This window comes from Variovorax nitratireducens (genome assembly GCF_051216545.1).
GTDB lineage: Bacteria > Pseudomonadota > Gammaproteobacteria > Burkholderiales > Burkholderiaceae_C > Variovorax.
This window is the reverse complement of the sequence record NZ_JBPJZO010000012.1, coordinates 84,420-103,810: the sequence shown is the minus strand read 5'-3', so window position 1 is coordinate 103,810 and position 19,391 is coordinate 84,420. Positions and strand designations below refer to the sequence as shown.

16 protein-coding genes and 1 pseudogene are annotated in these 19,391 nt (G+C 63.5%); 10 read left to right on the top strand and 7 right to left on the bottom strand.

The window, feature by feature from the left end; translation table 11 throughout:
• Together ACSFA8_RS22805 and ACSFA8_RS22800 are read right to left on the bottom strand one after the other, a co-directional pair.
• The gene (locus tag ACSFA8_RS22805; RefSeq protein ID WP_435481765.1) at positions 1 to 1,152 is read right to left on the bottom strand and encodes an ABC transporter ATP-binding protein; all 1,152 of its coding nucleotides are present in this window, start codon (positions 1,150 to 1,152) and stop codon (positions 1 to 3) included.
• Between the two features lie 47 nt (positions 1,153 to 1,199).
• On the bottom strand, positions 1,200 to 1,628 hold the full coding sequence (locus ACSFA8_RS22800) for a nuclear transport factor 2-like protein (protein ID WP_435481764.1): 429 nt from the start codon (positions 1,626 to 1,628) through the stop codon (positions 1,200 to 1,202).
• A 171-nt stretch (positions 1,629 to 1,799) separates the two neighbouring features.
• Here ACSFA8_RS22800 and ACSFA8_RS22795 point away from each other — a divergent pair, with 171 nt between their 5' ends.
• The 5 genes from ACSFA8_RS22795 to ACSFA8_RS22775 all read left to right on the top strand — a co-directional run bounded on the left by ACSFA8_RS22795 (position 1,800) and on the right by ACSFA8_RS22775 (position 7,131).
• Positions 1,800 to 2,705, top strand: coding sequence for a LysR family transcriptional regulator (locus ACSFA8_RS22795; RefSeq protein WP_435481763.1), 906 nt, complete (start codon positions 1,800 to 1,802; stop codon positions 2,703 to 2,705).
• Positions 2,702 to 3,604: a LysR family substrate-binding domain-containing protein gene (locus ACSFA8_RS22790; protein WP_435481762.1), complete on the top strand. Its 903-nt coding sequence runs from the start codon at positions 2,702 to 2,704 to the stop codon at positions 3,602 to 3,604. Before ACSFA8_RS22795 ends, ACSFA8_RS22790 begins: the two co-directional genes overlap by 4 nt.
• Positions 3,591 to 3,794: a hypothetical protein gene (locus tag ACSFA8_RS22785; RefSeq protein ID WP_435481761.1), complete on the top strand. Its 204-nt coding sequence runs from the start codon at positions 3,591 to 3,593 to the stop codon at positions 3,792 to 3,794. The genes ACSFA8_RS22790 and ACSFA8_RS22785 overlap by 14 nt, the downstream gene beginning before the upstream one ends.
• Before the next feature lie 45 nt (positions 3,795 to 3,839).
• Complete coding sequence (locus ACSFA8_RS22780) at positions 3,840 to 4,490, top strand: DUF6988 family protein (protein WP_435481760.1); 651 nt, start codon at positions 3,840 to 3,842, stop codon at positions 4,488 to 4,490.
• Positions 4,491 to 5,067: 577 nt separating this feature from the next.
• The gene (locus ACSFA8_RS22775; protein WP_435481759.1) at positions 5,068 to 7,131 is read left to right on the top strand and encodes a ParB/RepB/Spo0J family partition protein; all 2,064 of its coding nucleotides are present in this window, start codon (positions 5,068 to 5,070) and stop codon (positions 7,129 to 7,131) included.
• Positions 7,132 to 7,423: 292 nt separating this feature from the next.
• Here ACSFA8_RS22775 and ACSFA8_RS22770 read toward each other — a convergent pair whose 3' ends face one another.
• The 5 genes from ACSFA8_RS22770 to ACSFA8_RS22750 form a co-directional block, all read right to left on the bottom strand.
• On the bottom strand, positions 7,424 to 7,993 hold the full coding sequence (locus tag ACSFA8_RS22770; protein WP_435481758.1) for a DUF2272 domain-containing protein: 570 nt from the start codon (positions 7,991 to 7,993) through the stop codon (positions 7,424 to 7,426).
• Between the two features lie 89 nt (positions 7,994 to 8,082).
• Entirely contained in the window at positions 8,083 to 8,943 is an 861-nt protein-coding gene (locus ACSFA8_RS22765) for a hypothetical protein (protein ID WP_435481757.1), read from the bottom strand.
• A gap of 889 nt (positions 8,944 to 9,832) precedes the next feature.
• Positions 9,833 to 10,300 carry a hypothetical protein gene (locus ACSFA8_RS22760; protein ID WP_435481756.1) on the bottom strand — a complete coding sequence of 156 codons (468 nt, stop codon included), beginning with the start codon at positions 10,298 to 10,300 and terminating at the stop codon, positions 9,833 to 9,835.
• Positions 10,297 to 11,082: a StbB family protein gene (gene stbB / locus ACSFA8_RS22755; RefSeq protein WP_435481755.1), complete on the bottom strand. Its 786-nt coding sequence runs from the start codon at positions 11,080 to 11,082 to the stop codon at positions 10,297 to 10,299. Before stbB ends, ACSFA8_RS22760 begins: the two co-directional genes overlap by 4 nt.
• The gene (locus ACSFA8_RS22750; RefSeq protein WP_435481754.1) at positions 11,079 to 11,612 is read right to left on the bottom strand and encodes a hypothetical protein; all 534 of its coding nucleotides are present in this window, start codon (positions 11,610 to 11,612) and stop codon (positions 11,079 to 11,081) included. Before ACSFA8_RS22750 ends, stbB begins: the two co-directional genes overlap by 4 nt.
• Positions 11,613 to 12,047: 435 nt before the next feature.
• On the opposite strand from ACSFA8_RS22750, the gene ACSFA8_RS22745 reads away from it, so the two are divergent.
• The 5 genes and pseudogenes from ACSFA8_RS22745 to ACSFA8_RS22725 form a co-directional block, all read left to right on the top strand.
• Positions 12,048 to 12,401: a hypothetical protein gene (locus ACSFA8_RS22745; protein ID WP_435481753.1), complete on the top strand. Its 354-nt coding sequence runs from the start codon at positions 12,048 to 12,050 to the stop codon at positions 12,399 to 12,401.
• A gap of 7 nt (positions 12,402 to 12,408) precedes the next feature.
• A complete protein-coding gene (locus ACSFA8_RS22740) occupies positions 12,409 to 14,040 on the top strand; it encodes a type IV secretion system DNA-binding domain-containing protein (RefSeq protein WP_435481752.1) in 1,632 nt (543 codons plus the stop codon).
• A gap of 14 nt (positions 14,041 to 14,054) precedes the next feature.
• Positions 14,055 to 17,075: a MobF family relaxase gene (gene mobF / locus ACSFA8_RS22735; RefSeq protein ID WP_435481751.1), complete on the top strand. Its 3,021-nt coding sequence runs from the start codon at positions 14,055 to 14,057 to the stop codon at positions 17,073 to 17,075.
• Between the two features lie 66 nt (positions 17,076 to 17,141).
• Entirely contained in the window at positions 17,142 to 17,756 is a 615-nt protein-coding gene (locus ACSFA8_RS22730; RefSeq protein ID WP_435481750.1) for a putative pterin-binding protein, read from the top strand.
• Positions 17,746 to 19,374, top strand: a pseudogene (locus ACSFA8_RS22725) (sensor histidine kinase); the annotation flags it as partial. The gene ACSFA8_RS22730 and the pseudogene ACSFA8_RS22725, both read left to right, overlap by 11 nt.
• Positions 19,375 to 19,391: the final 17 nt, after the last annotated feature.

The following is a 19,391-nucleotide window of genomic DNA, read 5'->3' as shown; positions in this document are numbered from 1 at the left end:
TCAAACGTTGAAGAGCTGCACATCGGCCACGGCAAAGGTCAGCTCGACAGCAGCGCCTCGCTGGTGCAGGACGCTGTTGAAGGAGCGGGGAATTTTGGCAACGATCACCTGGTCATCAACCTTGATGTGGTACTCGTTGGCATCTCCCAGAAATGCGACTTGCCCAATGATTCCAGGCAGGGTGATGTTCTCTCGATCGCCAGCGTGCATACCGCGCGGGCCGAGTTGTATGGCTTCGGGTCGGATCATGGCGACGACCTTGTCCCCCGCCGCGCACTTCAGGCTGGACGGCACTTGCATCCGCGTCGATCGCGTCACGATGTCGACGACACCGCGATCGCTCACGCTGACCACGCCGTCGATGAAGTTGGCATCGCCGACAAAGCCGGCGACATACGAATCGTTGGGCGAGTCATAGATGTCCAGCGGCTTGCCGACCTGAGCGATCCTGCCGTTTCGCAGCACGACGATGCGATCCGACATGGTGAGCGCTTCCTGCTGGTCATGGGTCACGTAGATGATGGTCTTGCCGAGTTCCAGATGGAGATCCTTGATCTCGACGCGCATTTCCTCCCGCAACTTGCGATCAAGCGCGCTGAGCGACTCGTCCATCAGAATGAGCGGAGGATCAAAGACGGTTGCTCGTGCCAAGGCCACACGCTGTTGCTGGCCCCCGCTCAACTGGGCGGGCCTTCGATGGGCGAACGTGGACATCCGCACGCGCGCCAGCGCCGCGTCCACCAGTGCCTTCGCGGAATCGGCGGCCACGCCGCGCGCCTTCAGGGGGAACTCGACGTTCTCGCGAACCGTCATGTGAGGAAACAACGCGTAGCTCTGGAACACGATGCCTTGATTGCGCCGATTGGGCGGCACGCGATCCAACCGCTTGCCATCGACCCAGATGGTTCCGGAGGTCACATCCGTGAAACCCGCCAGCATCATCAGAAGCGTGGACTTGCCTGAGCCGCTGGGCCCGAGAAGCGAAACGAATTCACCCGGATTGATCTTCAGGTCGACGTCTTCCACGGCCGGCACGCCGTCGTAGACCTTGCTCACGCCGCGGAATTCAACCGCGCCTGAACGGGCGATTGCCTCAACTGGAGATTCCATCGGTTGCCGGCTTGCCGACAGATCTTCGCGTGCTGCCTTCATGTTTGCCTTCAATGCCTGGTGATGCGTGGCGCAGTGCCCATGAGAAGTCAGTTGACGATCCAGGCTCTTGGGTCATGGTCCTTGCGATACAGGGACAGATCCGTACTCTGGGAACGCGCGTACGTGTCAAAGTGCTCCTCGAAATGAACGATCTTTTCGTTTTCGACAATGTAGAAGTTGAAGACGAACATTTCGCACTTCGCTCCGTCGCTCGATTCGATGTCCAACCGGAACCGGCGCGCCACCTTGTTGTCCTCGCAGACGAAGACGATGTAGGCCGGATCCATGATCAGGGTCTCCGATTTCAAACCTGCGGCGACGCGCAGGAAGTGCTCGTTCGCCGCCTTCCACCCGACAACGGCCTTCGCGCCCGGAAGCAGAACCTTGACGTTGTCGGCCAGGTACAGCTTGTTGGCTTCGGCCGGATCCTTCCTCCACGTGACGTGCCACGCTTCGACGATCTCCTTGGGGCTCATTCGATTTCCTTTCGTTGGGGTTAACCGCAATGCTGACTTTTCACCGAGGCCAGAAGCGGACATCGGTTCGTCAACAGGTGCTGGCAAGCGTATGGCAGCGGGTGTCCGTGGGCAACACATGCATACTTATGGTTCGATAAGGCCGCTCCTGGCTTACCATTTGGATGACAGATGGAACTTCGACGCCTAGAGATTTTTGTAGTGGTCGCTAGCGAGCTGAATGTTCGGCTGGCCGCCAAACGCCTCGGCGTGACTCAGCCCGCAGTGAGTTTGCAACTGCAGATCCTGGAGACGGAACTCGGTTTCGAACTGCTGCAGCGCCATCAGAATCGAATCGTTGGACTGACGGCCGCAGGCGCCTGTTATTTGCCGGCCGCCCAACAGCTGGTCATCCAACTGCGACTTGCACGGCAGTCCGCTCTGGACATCGCCGATGGACACACGGCGGTCGTCAAGGTCGGGCTTTGTGAGGACGTGGCGACGGGAAGCCAGGTGTGGCATGCGCTCGGAGCATGCGCAAAGGTGGATCACCTGATGCTACGGTTTGTCGAGCTGCCGCCTGTGGAACTCGTCGAGTTCACCCGTGCGAGGGCCATTGATCTGGCGTTCGTACCGCTGATGATGAACGTGCAGGGCCTGCGGGTCATGCATCGTTGGTCCGAATCCTGGCTGGCGGTTCTTCCCTCTGCGCATCACCTGGCGAATCGCTCGAGCCTGGAACCAGCTGACCTGGCCAACGAATTCCTCATTCTGGGCGCTCGGGATCAGGCCGCTTCCGGACACCAGCTCATCGAACAGGCCTTCGGCCAAAGCGGCATACCTGTTCGCAGCGTGGTTCGTGCCAAACATCGCTCGACGATGATGGTGCTGGCCGCCACTGGCAGAGGAATCGCATTCGTGCCGCAGTCACTCGGGCTGCTCAACCTGCCAGGCCTGACCATGGTGCCGTTCTCGGCACCCAACCTCGAGATTGGGGTCGTCTCGCCGATTCGGCTTGAGGATCAGCCGCCGAACGAGGCAGTGGAGCTGCTCAGCGGCCGCCTGACGTCGCTGCAAATACCGCTCTCTTCCCAATGAATTTGCGGCAGCTTCAGTACTTCGTGGACTTTGCGAAGAACCTCGAGACAGGCGATGCGAAATCGGCGTGGCTCCACTTCAAGAGCCATGCAGGAGCCCTCGAACGAGATCTGGGTACAAGGCTCATCGAGCGGGACCGCGTCGGGATCCTTCGATTGACGCCAGCGGGTGTAGAGTATCTCGCGGCGGCCAAGCGCCTGCTTCACATGCACGACGAGGCCGTCACGGAAGCAACAGACGCCGCCAGGGGCCAGGCAGGCGCGCTCAGGCTCGGGATCTGCGAGGAGGCAGTCACCACCCGGCTCACGCGGCTGCTTGCGATGCACAAAGAGCGGTACCCCGCAACCCAGGTGCACCTGGTCGAAGACTCGTCCTCTGCATTGGTCGCGGCACTCCAGCGACGGGAGCTTGATCTCGCCCTGATCCTGCCCGTCGTCGACCTGTCGGAGTCTTTGCTGACCGAGGTGCTGTGGGCTGACGGATGGTTGGCAGCAATGCCCAGCGGGCACGTGCTTGCGAACAAAGAGGTGCTGGAATGCCAGGACTTCATCAATCACGATCTCCTGCTGGGCGATCCCATGTGGTCGTCCCATGGTCATGACATCATTCGCGAAGCCTTTCGGCTGCAGGGCATCCAGCCGAACATCAGGGCGCTGGTGTTCAGCCGCTCGACGATGCTCGTGTTGAGCGGTATAGGTATCGGCTGCACCTTCGTGCCGGCTTCGATGATCAGAAATCCAAAGCGCCCCCATGCCGCGAATGTGTTTCGTCCGTTTCGAGCTCCGCCCTTGAGCATCACCGCGGCCTATCTCACGGACGCGCCAAAGATCTCGATTGGATTCGTGGAACTCGCGCGCGATTCTGTCGCGAGGGAATCGGAAAGCAATGGCGGCATCTGAGCCAAGCCCTCCAGTCGGCGAGCGACAGGATGAGGGCGACCTCGATTCCGAGGATTTCGATCAGGTCGAGCAGCAGCTGGGCGAAGCGCTCGAAGCCGTGGACGAGAAGCTGGAAGCGGCCAGCGCGGGCCTCTGGCAATGGCGGCCGGAACGGCTGGCCATCGCGGGCGCACTGATCCCGACCGCCTGACATTCCGCCGATGTCACTTCCATCAACGTTGACGACGCAGCTCAGATGCCCATTGAACACCTCTTGAATCGATCGGAGGCACTCGACGATGCCGTCGTCGCGCTGCTCGGCGGCGACGCCTATCGGCACGTGGCCACACCGGTCAGGGCAGGCGCCAGCGCAGTCGCTGCCGGTGTCTCGCTCGAGCATGCACGCGCGTTGCGCGTGCTGATCGCCAATGCGCTTGCATCGTCTGCCATCGCATTGATGCGTCTGCAGTTCGAGGCGTTGACCCGCGCGGTCTGGCTGCTGCATGTGGCGGACGATGACCAGATTGCACTTGTGCTGGCGCCCCTCTCGGCGGAGACGGAGAAGAGCGCCAGAAAACTTCCGATGGTCAGCAAAATGCTCGGAGCCCTGGACGCCTGTCCGGCTGCGGGCGCTGCCGCGCCGACTGCGATGCTCAACCGCTTCAAGGCGAGGCAGCTTCACGCCTTCAACTCGTTCGTGCACGGCGGCATCCATCCGCTGCAACGCCATCGCGATGGCTGTCCAGTCGTCATGCTGCTTCAGGTGCTGCAGTCTTCGAATGGTTTGATGACGATGAGCGGAATGGTGCTTGCGGTGCTCACCGGCAATCACTTGCTGGCGACTCGGATGAACCGGATTCATGCGGGGTACGAAGACTGCATGCCGGAGCTCCTCGCCTCGTACTGACGAGCTTGTCGGTGCTGCGCTCCGGGTGAGCGTGGCGCATGGCGTCTTGGCCCGGGCCACGCAAGCGCGGGCGCCCCACCGGCTTCGCCGCTGTCGGGCTGCTCCAGGTTCGCGCCTTCGCGCTCATCCCCTCACGGGGACGGGCCTGCTGGCCCGCCTTGCGCATCCCTGGCGCAGGGACAAGCAGACAAGGGGACTTCGTCCCCTGAACTTTTCTTGATCAGACCTGCCTGCGGCAGGTAGCGGCGCTCGCCGCGCGGCGGTTCCGGTGCGCGTCGGCCTCGGGCGGTGCTGCCGTTTTCCTGTGCCCTTCGCTTTCTCCGGTGACTCTGCGCCCGCGTGGCCAGGTGACCGGCTGCGCCTGCAAGGGGGTGTTCATAACGCGGTCGCGTTACGAATGCTTCCCCCTTGCTCCCCCGTCCCCGCCGTCGCTGCCGTTCACCGGGCGAAGAACTCAGGAAAACGGCGGCCAGCTCCGGGTAGGAGGCCGATGCGTACCGGAACCCTTCCTGGAAGGGCTCTGAATCTAGGAACCCGGCATCTCTTTCAACTCAATTTCAACTGCAAAGGATACGAAATGACTGTCATTGCCAAGCCCACCAAACCCACCAAGCCAAAGAAGAACGTTGCATCGCGCGTGCACAAGCCAGAGAAGAAGTCGGCGGTTGCCGAGGTCACTGCGCCGGCGGCTGTCGAGCCCGCGGGGCGCGATGTGCTTGTGCCGCTGGACAGGCTGTTCATCAGCGAGGCCAACGTGCGCAAGGTGCACCACGCGGCAGGCCTTGCCGAACTGGCCGCGCTGATCGAGGCGCAGGGGCTGCTGCACCGGCTCAGTGTGGTATCGCAACCGGACGGGCGCTTCGCCGTGGTCGCGGGTGGGAGGCGGCTGCGCGCCATGCAGATGCTGGTCGAGGCCGGACGCTGGCCCGCCGCGCAACCCGTCGAATGCAAGCTGTACGAGGAAGGCCAGGCTGTGCAGGTGTCGCTCGCGGAGAACTCGGGCCGCGAGGCCATGCACCCGGCCGACCAGATGGGCGCGTTCAAGCGCTTGATCGATGAGGGGCTGACGACGGCCCAGGTGGCGGATCGCTTCGAGGTCTCGCCGCTCACCGTGGAACGGCGCCTCAAGCTCGCGCGTCTCGCACCGCGCTTTCTCGACCTGTACCGCGCCGACGAGATCGAGCCCGATCAGCTGCAGGCGCTCGCGCTGGTCGAGGACGAGGCCGCGCAGGAGGCCGTCTGGGACGGTCTGAGTGTCCACGACCGCAGCGCGTGGCGCATCCGCAGCGTCATCACCGCCGAGGCCTGTAGCGCCGACAGCCGGCTCGCGCGGTTCGTCGGGCTGGATTGCTACGAAGCCGAGGGCGGCACGGTGCGGCGTGACCTGTTCTCCTCGCCGGAAGACCTCGGCGGCATCTTCCTCGACAATCCCGGGCTGCTGCAGACGCTCGCGATGGACAAGCTGCGCGGCCTCGCGGCAGCGATCAAGGAGGAGGGCTGGTCGTGGGTGGAGTGTTCGCTCGACACGGACACGACCGCGCTGCGCGCCCACGGCCGGGTGGACAGGGAGCGGCGCGCACCGACACCCGACGAAGCGCAAGTGTTCGAGGCGCTGGCTGTCGAGCAGCGCGCCTGCATGGATGCCTGTGATGCTCACCAGGACGAAGGCGTCCCGGACGCCGAGGATTTCGATCAGGTCGAGCAGCAGCTGGGCGACGCGCTCGAAGCCGTGGAGGAGAAGCTGGAAGCGGCCAGCGCAGGCCTCTGGCAATGGCGGCCGGAACGGCTTGCCATTGCGGGCGCATTGATCCGGGTCGACCATCGCGGCAATGTCCAGATCGAGCGCGGGCTAGTTCGCCCCTCCGACCGGAAGGCGATGGCCGCGGGCACGGAGGGCGGCCTCGGCGAAGACGACGAATCGGCACCGCGGGATACGTCTGCGACTTCGCGCCCCGAGTTCAGCGAGAAGCTCATGCGCGACCTCACGTCTCATCGGACAGCAGCGATACAGGCGGCGCTCATGCAGAACCCGCACATTGCGCTCGTGACGCTGGTGCACCGGATGGCCGAGACGGTGTTCGGGCTGTACGGTGCCGGCGACGACGTGGTCAAGGTGACCGTGCGCACGATGGGCGACAGTGCGCTGGCGCAGGATGCGAGCGACTACGCAGCCAGTCCCGCGGCGACGCTGCTCGGCGCTGCGGAAACGGAATGGGGCGACCGCCTGCCGGGTTCACCGGCGGCGCTGTTTCAGTGGCTGCTGGCGCAACCCCAAAGCACGCTGCTCGAACTGCTGGCCTACTGCACCGCGCGCAGCGTCAATGCCGTGACCGCGCGGCCTCGCACCGCCAACCACAGCGACGCGCTGGCCGAGGCACTCGGCGTGGACATGGCGGACTGGTGGATGCCGACGGCTGCGTGCTACCTCAACGGCGTCAGCAAGGCCAAGGCACTCGAAGCCGTGAAGGATGCGACCGGGGTGGATGCGGCGCAGGCGACCGCGGGCATGAAGAAGGCCGAGGTCGTGGCGTACTGCGCGAGCAAGCTGGAGGGAACGCGGTGGCTGCCGTCACCGCTGCGGGTGAAGGGCAAGTCAGGTGATGCGCCCTGCGTGCCGAAGGATGAGGCATCGGGCGATTGAGTCGAGTGGGGTCTTGCGGGCCGGCGAGGGCGACCTTGCCGGCCTTTTCTTTGCGGGCGCTCGTCATGCGTTCGGCATGCCGAACGCGGCGTCCTTGTACCGCCTTGCGGGCGACGGTCGAGCAACTTTGTGTAGGCAGATGGCTATCGGGTGTGATGGCGGTCAGGGGGGAGGGGATCTCGGAAAGGTCAATCGTTGCGTGCTCCACACGACCGTGACGCTGGATGCCTTCGATCTCCAAATGACCCAGTCTTTCGCCGCCCAACCGCGTCTTGGCACGGGAATCGGAGGATCACAGCAGGGTCTCGATCACTGAAATGAACAGACCGGAATTGTTGATCACCCGTCCTTGCGGGTTGAGTCGCACTTCCTTCATTCCGACCGAGTCGGACTCGTTGCCCCCAATAGTTCTCAAGTACTTTCCTTTGGTGTCGACGCCGACTTCCATGACAACCGCCGAGTGAGACTCGTAAGATTTGTGCGTCGACGCGAATGCGAAATCGAATGTATTGCCGGAGCGGTTGTTGTGAAGTATGTCGCCGACCTTTGGTGAGTACCGGGTCACTGGATGCCCACGGAAATCGCCTGTGCTGTTGGAGGCATTTGCAATCGCCTGGAAGACGAACTGAGAATGAGCCTGCGCAAACTTGAACTGGGATGCCGTAGCGCCGGCCTTCTGAACGCACCACGAGACAAACACCGCCGACCATGCCGTCGCTGTCCCAGGAAAGGCGAAGCCGAGATCCTGCCAGTAGGCCTTGATCTGCGACGCGAGCGGTTCCTGGTTCTCTCGCAGAAGGTGATGCTTCTCGAACTGCTGCACAGCGATAGTCGCCAGCTTCTTCTGAAATAGTGTTGGCACAGAGCCTCCTGTTGGAATTGAGCTTCAGGGATGACGGACAGGTCTAACCGCTTCTTTGCGCGATCGCCTTAAGCTGCAGCTTCAGGACATCAGACGAAGTCACGTTGTGCCAAGTCGTAGTGGCGATTTCCGAAGGTACCGTCAGATCTCAGCTTGTCGATTTCGCGCTTGAGCGTCAGAAGGCGCTCGTGATACTTGGGCTCACCAAGCTTGAGCAGCGAAGTCAGGGGGCTAGCAGAGGACAAAGCCATGGCGATATCGACGCTCTTTGCTCGACCTTGATGCCGAATGTCTGCCACGACAACACATATGGTGTCCTCAGCTCCATTCAGCTTGTACTGGGCTGCGTATCCTGCCATCTTCGATTTGAAGTTTTCAATGCCGATCGCAACCTGTGCATCGCGGTGCAGCGGATCGTTTTGAACCCAATGAATGAACTTTGCCGACTGAATGACTTCGGTGTCTTCGACCTCGTTGCGCGTGGGATTGAGATAGTCGAGCAGACCGACTGTGGAGGACGCGGTCTCCAAAGGCACAGTCGTACCGTCATCCGCATGTCGACATATCCGCCCGCCAACCAGTTGAAGATCTGGAAAGTATTCCTCGGCCAGAGGAAGAGAGAGCAGTTTGCGAAAATAGAGGACGAAATCGCCATCAGGGACGTGTGCGGCGAATTGGAGGAAGGAGAACGTGAACAGCGCGCGATCGTACGTATTCAGCGTGTGGAAGAGAGCGCCTTCGGCCTTCGCGGTGGGATGGATGAAATCTGCCCAAAAGCCGAAGGTGGGTCTGAAGACGGATCGGTCGTAGGTCTGCGCCGGCGATCCTTCTATGTTCATCAGGCCCTTGCCGCCTTCATAGGGAACGCGCCGCCCGATGAAGAACCGCTGACCATCCACCTTGCCGAAGTACTTGTTCCCTTGCTCGAGAGAAAAGCTGATGACCTTCATGTGATCTCCTTGCTGCCGGCGAAAACAGAGCGGATGAAAGCCGTCCGCTCGGTGGGCAAGACTAACGGTCAGAAGCCGCTTGCGATATCCACCGAACGTGGGAGGCACACGCCCGCGTCTTGTGATGCGATGACGGGTTGTGAGGAGACCTCAACGTGCCTCGAAATCGGGACTCGCGGGGAGCTTGGCAGCATGAGCCGAGCTGAAGAGGCGCGGCACAATTAGGCCGTGGAGAGCCTCTTGAATTCATTGAAGACAGAACGCTGGTTGTGAAGCGCCATGGCTTCATGTACCAACCCGTTCTCGCGGATGTTGAACCAAGCGTTCAAAAAAGGCGGGTGAGAGAGCGGGTCTTCATCGACCTTGCCCTTCGGGACTCTCGGTAGGTACGGGACGCATCATTCATGAATTTCGCGAATGCCGCCACTTCGCAGTTGCTGGTTCAATCCACCTGTGACACATCGCTCAGCTGTCAAGCTGATCGCTCGCTCTTTAAATTTCCGGGGAACAGGCGGCAGCGCGCTTCGCCCCGCGGGCTCTAGTGGAAGATCGCGACGATCGCGACCTTGGGTGCCATAGGCACGGCTGCAGCGCAGAGGAAGGCGTCGAGACACTGATGCAAAGGGCTGTATGCGCGGGCTTCCCTGCGGCGCTCGATCGCCTTTCGGTAGCACGTTGCGTGTTCGTTGAGGCGGGAATCGAACTACCCATCGAACCGCATCGCTGTTGCCGCGAAGTGGCCAATAGTTGACTCTCTTGCAGCGGCCGTGCTTTCTATGGCCAGCGTTCGCTGTCAACTAGCGCCGTTTGCACAGCTGGTCGAGTTTTTAGTTTCTGTCGCGCCCGACATGCCCACAGTTGATTTCTCAACCGAATTAGGGACACAACCTCAGGACTTGCCCAGACGTTCGTGAACCTTGGTGCGGGTGGCGGCATCCACGGATGGCCATACGGACATCAGCGCGCGTCCGATGCGCGCCTGTTCCAGGATGTCGCGCGTTCCGAGCCAGATCGCCCCGCTCACTAGCACCGCCGATAACGCTGCACTGATCGCGCAGGCGCTCCACAGGCGAGGCGCGGTGCCTGCAGTGCGCAACTTCGGCGGCGGTAGGGAATTGCCCTGCATCGCCGCCTCGATGCGCGCGGCCGACGCACCGAGCTTGCGGCCAGCCTCCAGCATAGCCGGTTGCGCATCGATTGACTGCTGAACCAGCTGGCCCAGCGTCGTCAGGTCGGCATCCAGTTCTTCGCGCACCTTCGTCAGCGTCTGCGCCGCTTCCTCGGCGCGCTGCAGCAATGGATCGACATCTTCCAGCAGGATCCGCAGCGCCGCATGCTGCGCGCTCGCCGGATTCATGCACGCTTTCTGCCTGCGGGGACGGCTGCAGGTTCGTTCGCACTCCGATCGGCAAAAAGCAGCGCGTGTACGCGCGCGAGATTCTGGTGAGCTGTCACGGCGAGATCGTGGGTCATCTGGCCGGACATGGCGCGCTCAAGCGCTTCCATGTCGCCCGAGCGTTTGGCTTCGCTGCGCGCAGCCTTCCAGTCGGTCGTGCTGCTCGCCAGTTCGCGCACGACCTGGCCGGACTCCTTCGCCAGTTCATAGGCCTCATTGCGATCGACGACCGCATGGGGCTCGTAGACAGCCTTGCCTTTGCCGTCCGCAGCCGCATAGCCCAACACCTGCGAGTAGACGACCTCGACCGGATCCAGCGCATCGCTTCCGTACTGGTTGAAAATCACCCGCACCTTGCGCCCGTTCAGCCCGAGCTCGTGCAGCCAGTCGATGGTCGCGATGGTGTCGCGCTGCTGCTTGTCCGCCGGCACCGTGGGGACCAGCACGAGATCGAATTCCCCCACGGCACTCTTGAACCGTTTCATCTCGGTCATGAAGGCCGCAACGTTTGAAGCGCCGACGTCCACGATGACCTCCTCGCTCAGCATGATCTCGCGGAAGATCTCTTTGAAGCGGCTGGCGCTCAGTTCCTCCACATCGAGTCCCTGCATGTCGTTGGCCGCGCTCGCATTGATCGACTCCACGCTCAGGATGCGCGCGCCTGGAGCGTAGGCGGCGAGCAGGTGCACGGCCAGGGTGCTCTTGCCGACGTTGCCGGAAAGGTTCAAGACGCAGATTTTCATGGGAGATCCTTTGAAGGTGGGTTGCGATGACGCTGGCGGTAGTTCTCGCGCGCAATGCGGCTGTAGTCTTTGGAGGCGACCTCTCGGGCGCGCTGCAGCGCGTCCAGGACATGGGTGGTCGATGAAGTGCCCGTCGATGGCGAAGCCCGCGTTGAGCCGCCCATCTCCCCGCATTCATCCGGCAGGGACGATGTGCCTTGAGCTTCTCCAATCAGCTCGACAGGACTGATCAACGCGACGGGCAATGCGGCGGGCAAGGCGGCGGAGGGCGCTGGGGAGGTGCGCGCCGGCGTAGCGCCGCGCTGGGCCTTGCGCGCTCTTCCCAGCGCAATGCGGTAGTTCGTCCAACTGGTGGCCAGACCGCCTGCGGTGATTGCTTCGTGGATCGAGCGGTGCGAGTGGCCCGCCCGGACAGCGTCCTGGATCAGCGCAGACAGGCGTGCGATGACCACGGATTCGCTGCGCAGTTTCTGGGCAACAAGCTCCAAAGTGCTCTGTTGTAGAAGATCAAGAGATGTTGATCGAGGCATTTGATGTGGTCAAAGCGAGCATTGGCCGCTATATTTTGGCGCATGAATGCCAAAAATGTCTCGTCGAATTGTGATGGCGCGCGTCAGGCTGGCGCTATTTCGGCTACTGATCGACTACACGAGAGCATCGTCTTGGCTACGTTCGAGCTACAGGTTGGCTACATCGAGGCTACGAAGTGGCTACCGAGTGCCTTCGGCCTGCGGTCACGCTCCCGGTCGATCCTCCGGCTCAACCGGCTCCCTTACCCCTCGAAAGGCCTCGTTTTGGCGGACGGCAATGGGCTCGCCGACTCGCCTAGGGCCGATACACCATACGCACCTACCAGGTGCCCGCAAACCCGCATGCAGCCTCGAAAGTCCGGTATGACCGGCGCTCGGCAAGGTATGACCTCGAATGCGCAAACCCGCATGGCTGCTCGCTAGGAAGGTATGACCATGGCCAGCATCGTGTCGCTCAAGTTCAACGAGGAGGAAGCGCAGGTGCTCCTGCGCGCCCATGCCGCCTCCGGCGTCACTGGTGTCAGCTCGCACATCAAGCAGGTCTACTTCGACGCGCTCAAGCTCAACGTCGGGGTGCTGCAGGAAATCCGGGCCGACCTCGACCGGATCGGCAGCGGCATCGAACGTCTTCGCGGCAGCGACGACGGACGGGGGGATCCGGACATGCTGCTGAGCATCGTGTGCGGCCTGTACGTGATGGTGCGCAAATCCGTCGGCGAAAGCATCCGAGCCCAGGCCGACCAGGCGCTGGATGTCGGTGCGATTGAAAGCTACCTCAAAGGCAGGTGAATTCTCGATGTTCGTGAACCACCGCACCCCCGACAACACGCTGCGCTCGTGGCTCGCGCTCTGCGTGCTCCTGGCCATCGTCGGTGGCTGGATCGCCAACGTGGTCTTGTACTACCGTCTGCCCGCGCCGCTCTTTGCGAAGGGCCTCTGGTACGCGGCCAAGGAGACGCCATTCCTCCCCGTGCTGTGGATCGGCCCGAGCCTCGGCCTGGTGCTGGGCGTCCTGACGTTCGCCCTGTGCGTGAAGCGCTATGCCAATCATTTCGGCGGCTCCGTCTTCGTTACGCGCCTGCGCGGTCCCAGGATGGTCGGCCAGCGCGTGCTCGCCTCCCAGACGCGTCGCGGCAAGGATCAGCTGCTTTTTGCGGGCATTCCGATCCCGAAGGATGTGGAGAACACCCAGTTCTTCATCGGTGGGTCCACCGGCACCGGCAAGAGCGTGTGCATCGGCGAGTACATCGAGAGTGCCTGCGGCCGCGGCGATCGAATCATTTGCGTCGACCCGGATGGCGCCTCGATGCGCTACTTCTACAGGCCGGGCGACATGATCCTGAACCCCTTCGACAAGCGCAGCCAGGGCTGGAGCATCTTCAACGAGATCCGCACCAGCTTCGACTGCGAGCAGTACGCGATCAGCCTCATACCGCGCAGCCCGTCGACCGAGCAGGAGACCTGGAACAGCATGGGCCGCACGATCGTGAGCGAGACCCTCACCGTGCTGCTGCGCCAGGGCGCGGGAACCACCGAGCGCCTGGTTCACTGGCTGACGACCGCCAGCAACGACGACCTCAAGGCGCTCCTTGCGGGCACGCCCGCGGCCGGCTGCTTTCATGGCGCGCCCGATACGCTGGCCAGCATCCGCACGGTGCTGACGCAATACATCACGCCGCACAAATACCTGCCGTCCGGCGACTTCTCGTTCAGAGACTGGCTCGACAAAGGGCACGGCAGCCTCTGGATCACCTGGCGGGAGGACATGCTGCAGGCGCTCAAGCCGCTGATCTCGTGCTGGGTCGACGTCACGTGTGCGAGCGTGCTGTCGATGCCGGAAGAGCCGGGCCGGCGAATGCATCTGGTATGCGACGAACTCGACTCGCTCGAGAAGCTGAACTACATCATCGATGCCGCGACCAAGGGCCGGAAGAAGGGTCTGCGCATCATGCCCGGCGTGCAATCCCTGGCCCAACTCAATGACACCTATGGCAAGGACGACGCGCTCACCTTGCGCAACTGTTTTCGGAGCGCCTTCCTGTGCGGCATCGGGGAACTCGACACCTACACCGCCGAGGAGTTCTCGCGCGGGTTGGGCGAACACACGGTGCTGCGGCGCGCGCCCAGCGTTTCCGTGGGCACGGCGGGCGGGAAAGGCACGCTCTCGCATCGGCAGGACACGGAGCGGCTCGTATCGCCTGCCGAATTCCATCTGCTGCCGAACCTGACCGGCTACGTGAAGCTGGCGGGCAACTATCCGATCGCGCGCGTGACGATGAAGTACCAATCGCGACCGGTGGTGGTGACGCCGATGATCATGGCCGACGGATTCCACGATCGGCCGCAAGCCGAGAACCTGTTGTTCACCGCACCGGGCGCGCGCGCGTCCGCAGTGGCGAGAGCCGCATCACCGATCGCGTCGGCTTGACCGGGAAGCTGCCCATGCTGTCCTTCAAGTTCGTGACCAGCGCCTCCGGCGCCGCGCATTACTTCGAGACCTCAGACGACTACTACGGCAACGAAGGTCATCGCGGCGAATGGCTCGGGCTGGGCGTGCTGGATCTCGGGCTCGAAGGGGCTCACGCCGTGGACCGCGAGACCTTCCAGAACCTGCTCGACGGCCAGCTCCCCAACGGAAAGCGCATTCGTCTGAGCCAGACCAAGGGGAGCAAGGATCGCAAGGGCATCGACTTCACCTTCAGTGCGCCGAAGTCGGTGAGCATCCAGGCGTTGGTGCAGGGTGATGCGCGCATCGTCGCCGCCCACGACGCAGCCGTGAAGAAGAGCCTCGAGTTGCTGCAGCAATTCGCCGCCACGCGCAAGAAGCAGGCAGGCCTGTCCTTCCGGGAGCGCACCGGGAATTTAGTGACCGCCACCTTCCGCCATGAGTTGTCGCGCGCGCAGGATCCGCAACTGCACACGCATGCGATCGTGATGAACCTCACCCGGCGCGCGGACGGCGAGTGGCGGGCCCTGTCCAACGAAGACATGCTGCGCAATGTCAAGGTGGTCGGCGCGTTCTACCGTGCCACGTTGGCGGCCGAACTCAAGGCTCTCGGCTTTGAGCTGCGCGAGACGCGCAGGGGCGGCTGGGAGCTTGCACACATCCCGGATGCGGCGATCCGGCATTTCAGCCAGCGCAGCCGCGAGATCGAGGCGCTCCTCGCTTCGCGTGGCCAGGATCGCGAGAACGCTTCCACGGCGCAAAAGCAGATCATCACCCTGGCAACCCGCCCCAAGAAGACCGAGAGTGATCGGGCCTGGCTGCGCCAGCACTGGCGCGAGACGGCGCGCGAGGCGGGCGTCGACCTGGATGTCCGACCCGGCATGAGTAAGCGTGTGGCCGTAGCGGCAGAGAGCGCGGTGGACGCCGTGCGCGAGAAACTGACCGGCCAGAGCACGGCGCGCAAGGCCGCGGATGACGCGATCGACTTCGCGATCGCGCACCTGGCCGAACGGCAGGGCATCTTCTCGCGGGCCGAGTTGCTGGAGGTCGCCTACGGTCGAGCGGCGACGCGCACAACGACGGCCGTCGTGGAAGCCGCGCTCGAGCGGGCCAAGACCGACGGGCGACTCCTGCCCGAATTGCCGCTCTACCAGACGGCGCGCTCCCTCAACATCAGCGCGGGCGAACTGGCCAAGGATCCGAGCGCGAACAGGTTCAAGGGCCACGACGACTTCGAGAAGCTGACCAGGGTGTCCTGGGTCGCTCTCACGATGGCCGTGCGAGGCCAGACGCAGGCGCAGGCCGAGTCGTCGGTGGCGTCAGCCATCCAGCGGGGCGCGCTGGTGGCAGCCGAAGTGCGCTTCGCCACCCCCGAGGCCAAACGAAGCGAGATCCGGATCCTGGCGATCGAGAAAGCCGGGCGGGGTGCGGTGCCGGCTGTCGCCTCTTCGGAGGTCGTGCAGCACATGCTGGCGGCGAGTGATCTCAATGCGGGGCAGCGCGATGCCGTCTCGATGGTGCTCACCGCACGCGACCGCTTCGTCGGCATTCAAGGCTTGGCCGGCACCGGCAAGAGCCACATGCTCAGCAAGGCCGTGGAGGGTATCAAGGCAGAGGCCGGCCGGCTCTCGGTGCGGCACGGCTATCGCGTGATCGGCCTGGCCCCCTATGCCTCGCAAAACGAGGCGCTCGCCTCGTTGGGCATGGAGTCCCAGACGCTGGCGTCGTTCCTCGCCCGCACCAGCGAGCAGCGCCGCCTCGACCGCCATTCCATCGTCTTTCTGGACGAAGCGGGCGTGGTGCCTGCGCATCAGCTCGAGAAACTGATGGGCATTGTCGAGAAGCAGGATGCGCGTTTGATCCTGAGCGGCGACCGCAAGCAGACGCACGCGGTGGAGGCCGGCAAGCCCTTCGAGCAGCTGCAGGATGCGGGGATGACGAAGGCCTTCCTCACCGAGATCAAGCGCCAGAAGAACGACGCGATCCGCGCGGCGGTGGTTCATGCTGCGAACGACGAGGTGCCCCTGGCGGTGTCGGTGCTCAAGCACACCATCGTGGAAGTCCGGCAGGACGCGCGTCGCCACGCGCGGCTTGCCGAGGCCTACGTGCAGCTGCCGGAAGCCGAGCGCAAGGAAACCCTGATCGTCGCCGGCACCAACGACGCGCGCCGCGCGATCAATGCGCTGGTGCGCGGCGGCCTGGAACTGGCGGACGGGCAGTCCGTAGAGGTTCTGAACAACGTGGACATGACGCGCGCCGAACTGCGCTCTGCGCAGAGTTACGAGCCCGGCCAGATCGTCGTGCCGCAACGCAGCTACGGCAAGGAGCTCATGCAGGGCGAACAGCTTGCGGTGGTGAGCCACGACCTCGCACACAACACGCTGACGGTGGCGCGCGAGGGCGGCGAGCGCGTGACCTTCGATCCGGCCCGGCATTCGATGCTGCGCTTGTACGAAAGGGAAACTGTCGATCTCGCGCCCGGCGATTGGGTGCGCGTCACCGCGAACGACAAGCGTCTGGGCATTTGCAACGGTGAACGCTATCAGGTCGGTGCCGTGGACGGCACGCATGTGATCCTGCTGAACGCGCGCAAGGGCACGAGCACCAACCAGGAAGGCGCAAAGAGCGCCGACATCCGGATCGATCGCCGGCGCCCGCTGCACCTGCAGCATGGCTATGCGAGCACGATCCACTCGGCGCAGGGGCTCACCAAGAATCGCGTGCTGGTGGACGCCAACACCAAGAGCCTCACCAGCAACCGCGCAGTCTTCTATGTCGCCATCTCTCGCCCACGCAACGACATCACCCTGTTCACGGACGATGCGGCCAAGCTGGGGGCTGCAATGAGCCGGGAGCCAAAGAAGTTCGCGGCCCTTGAATTGCGCGACAGCCGCAACGAAGCGACTGTTCTCAAAGCCAAGACAGACCTCTCGGCGCGCCGCAAGCTCGCCGCGCAGGTGAGGGTTCGGCCCACGCCGACGCGCGGCTTGCCGGACGCGTTCACAGTACGCCGGTAGAGTTGCAGATCATGATGTCGTTTCTGTTCACGCGGGACGCGTTGCGTTTGACGGGAGTTGCTCGAAATGTCCGCACGTGAAGGGTTCCTTGGCAGTTGGGTTCTTGCTGCCTTACTGATCTCGCTGTCGCCATCGACGTCGGCGCAATGTGAGCGCGACGTTTTTCTGGCGCTCGGCGGAGTGCCTTCGCCGCCATCGCCATCGAAAGGCGCATCACCGTCCGCTGGCGCGCTTGCCTCGCCCGCGCCCCTTTCACTGAGGCTTTCTGCCACGGCTGCCACGGCTGCCACGGCTGCCACGGAGGTCGCGACAAGTAAGGCCGCCCGGTTCACCGAGGCGCAGATACTTGCGCTTCCCGTCTCGGTGATCGTCACCGCCACCGACTGGACGCCGGTCAGCCGCTTCGAGGGCCCGCTGCTCGGCGAGGTACTCAACCTCAAGGCGGGCTCAGCGCAAACGCTGCGGGTCTATGCACTCAACGACTACGCCATCACCATCCCCGTGAGCGACCTCGACAAATATGCGCCGATCCTGGCGCACACCCGCAATGGTGTGCGGATGAAACGCAGTGACTTCGGCCCGCTGTTCATCGTCTATCCGAGGGATCAGCGCCCGGAACTGCGTGCGCCCAGCATGGCAGCGCGCATGGCCTGGCAGGTGTGTCGCATCGATGTGGAATGAACTGATGGCGCAATGGCCGAAGCGATGGCGGTTGTACGCAGTCATCGCGTTGTTCCCGTTGCTGTGCCTGTCGCTGGTCTTCTGGAGTTTCCCGGCGAACGATGCGGGCTTGCCTTCAGACGAGCCGGCCGACGGCTTCTACTGGTCCGCATCCCAATACCAGATCCATTTCGGAAAACTTCGCGAGCAACTCCTCAAGATCGCAGGGGCTGCCGCACAGGAGACGGCGGATCCTTCGGTCGATCCGCAGGACACGCAGGAGCTTCTGCTGCGCACGGACATCCTGGTGTCCCGGGGCAAGCTGCTGACCGAGCCGTCCGCCACGCACGACTGGCTGCGCTCGTTGCCGGGCTTCGACCGGCACGCCGCGGCCATCGCTGATTTCGACCGCGGCGTCAGCCGGGCCGTGACAGCGAGCGAATTCTCGGCGGCAGAGGCCCGGGAGGTTCTGAAGGCCTTCGATGCGATGGACACGACCGTTGCATCGCTCTCCAATGCCGCCCGCCAGCGTGAACAGGAAGGGCGCACCCGGCTGTTCGAGCAGCTTCGCCAGAGGAGGCTGTATGCGCTGGTCATGGTCGCGCTGATCCTCGGCTGGCTGGCCTGGATCCTCCTTGCCCAGCGCAGGGATCGCAGACTCGCCCGGGAAAGACTGGAAGCGCTCGATTCGGAGCGGCTCGCCAAGGCGCAGTTGCAGCAGTCGATCAACACCAAGGCCCAGTTCCTGAGCATGGTGAGTCACGAACTGCGCTCCCCGCTACAGGTCATCGTGTCCTCGGTCGATCTGCTCGACCTGGGCACGCCGGCGGCCGAGCGCCGCAGTGCGGTGGCCCGGGTCCGGCGCGCCGCACTGATGCTCGGGGTGCAGCTGCGGGATCTCTTAACGATCGCGCGCGGCGAAGCCGGTCGCCTCGAGATCAATCCGGAATCGTTCGAAGCCACCTCGCTTGTGGAAGACGTTGCCGAGGTCGCAGCCCATGCCGCCCGCGAGAAGGGTCTGCAGTTCTCGACAAGCGTGCCTCAGCAGCCTGTCTTCGTGCGCGCCGACGTTCAGCGCATCAGCCAGGTGCTGGCGAACTTGGTGAGCAACGCGGTGAAATACACCAAGACCGGGGAGGTGTCATTGGCGCTGAATGCGCCGCACGAGTCGGCAGGGCAACTGGTGTTCGTCATCACGGACACCGGACCAGGCCTGCCGCAGCGCGGCGTCGAGAGCCTGCAAAAGCCTTTGTCGCGCGAAGAGGAACTGAGACCCCGCAAGGACGGCTCGGGCGTGGGCCTGACGGTCGTGCGTACCGTGGTGGACCATCTCGGAGGCAGGGTCGACGTCGAGGTCAAGGCGGGGGAGGGCACGCGGTTCACGGTGACCGTCCCGGTGCTCTTCGAGGATCCCGACGAGGTGCCATCGGACGCGACGCCGGATGGACTGGTGCTGGTGGTGGACGACCAGGCCGATATTTCCGCATCGGTCGCCGCTCTGGTCGAGCGGTTCGGACACCCCTGTCATATCGCGCGATCCGGCGCAGAGGCGGCGACGATGCTGGGGCAACACGCGTACGAAACCGCGTTCCTCGATCTCGACCTGCCGGAGATTGGCGGCGTGGAACTGGCGCATCGGATTCGTCGCGATCCCGG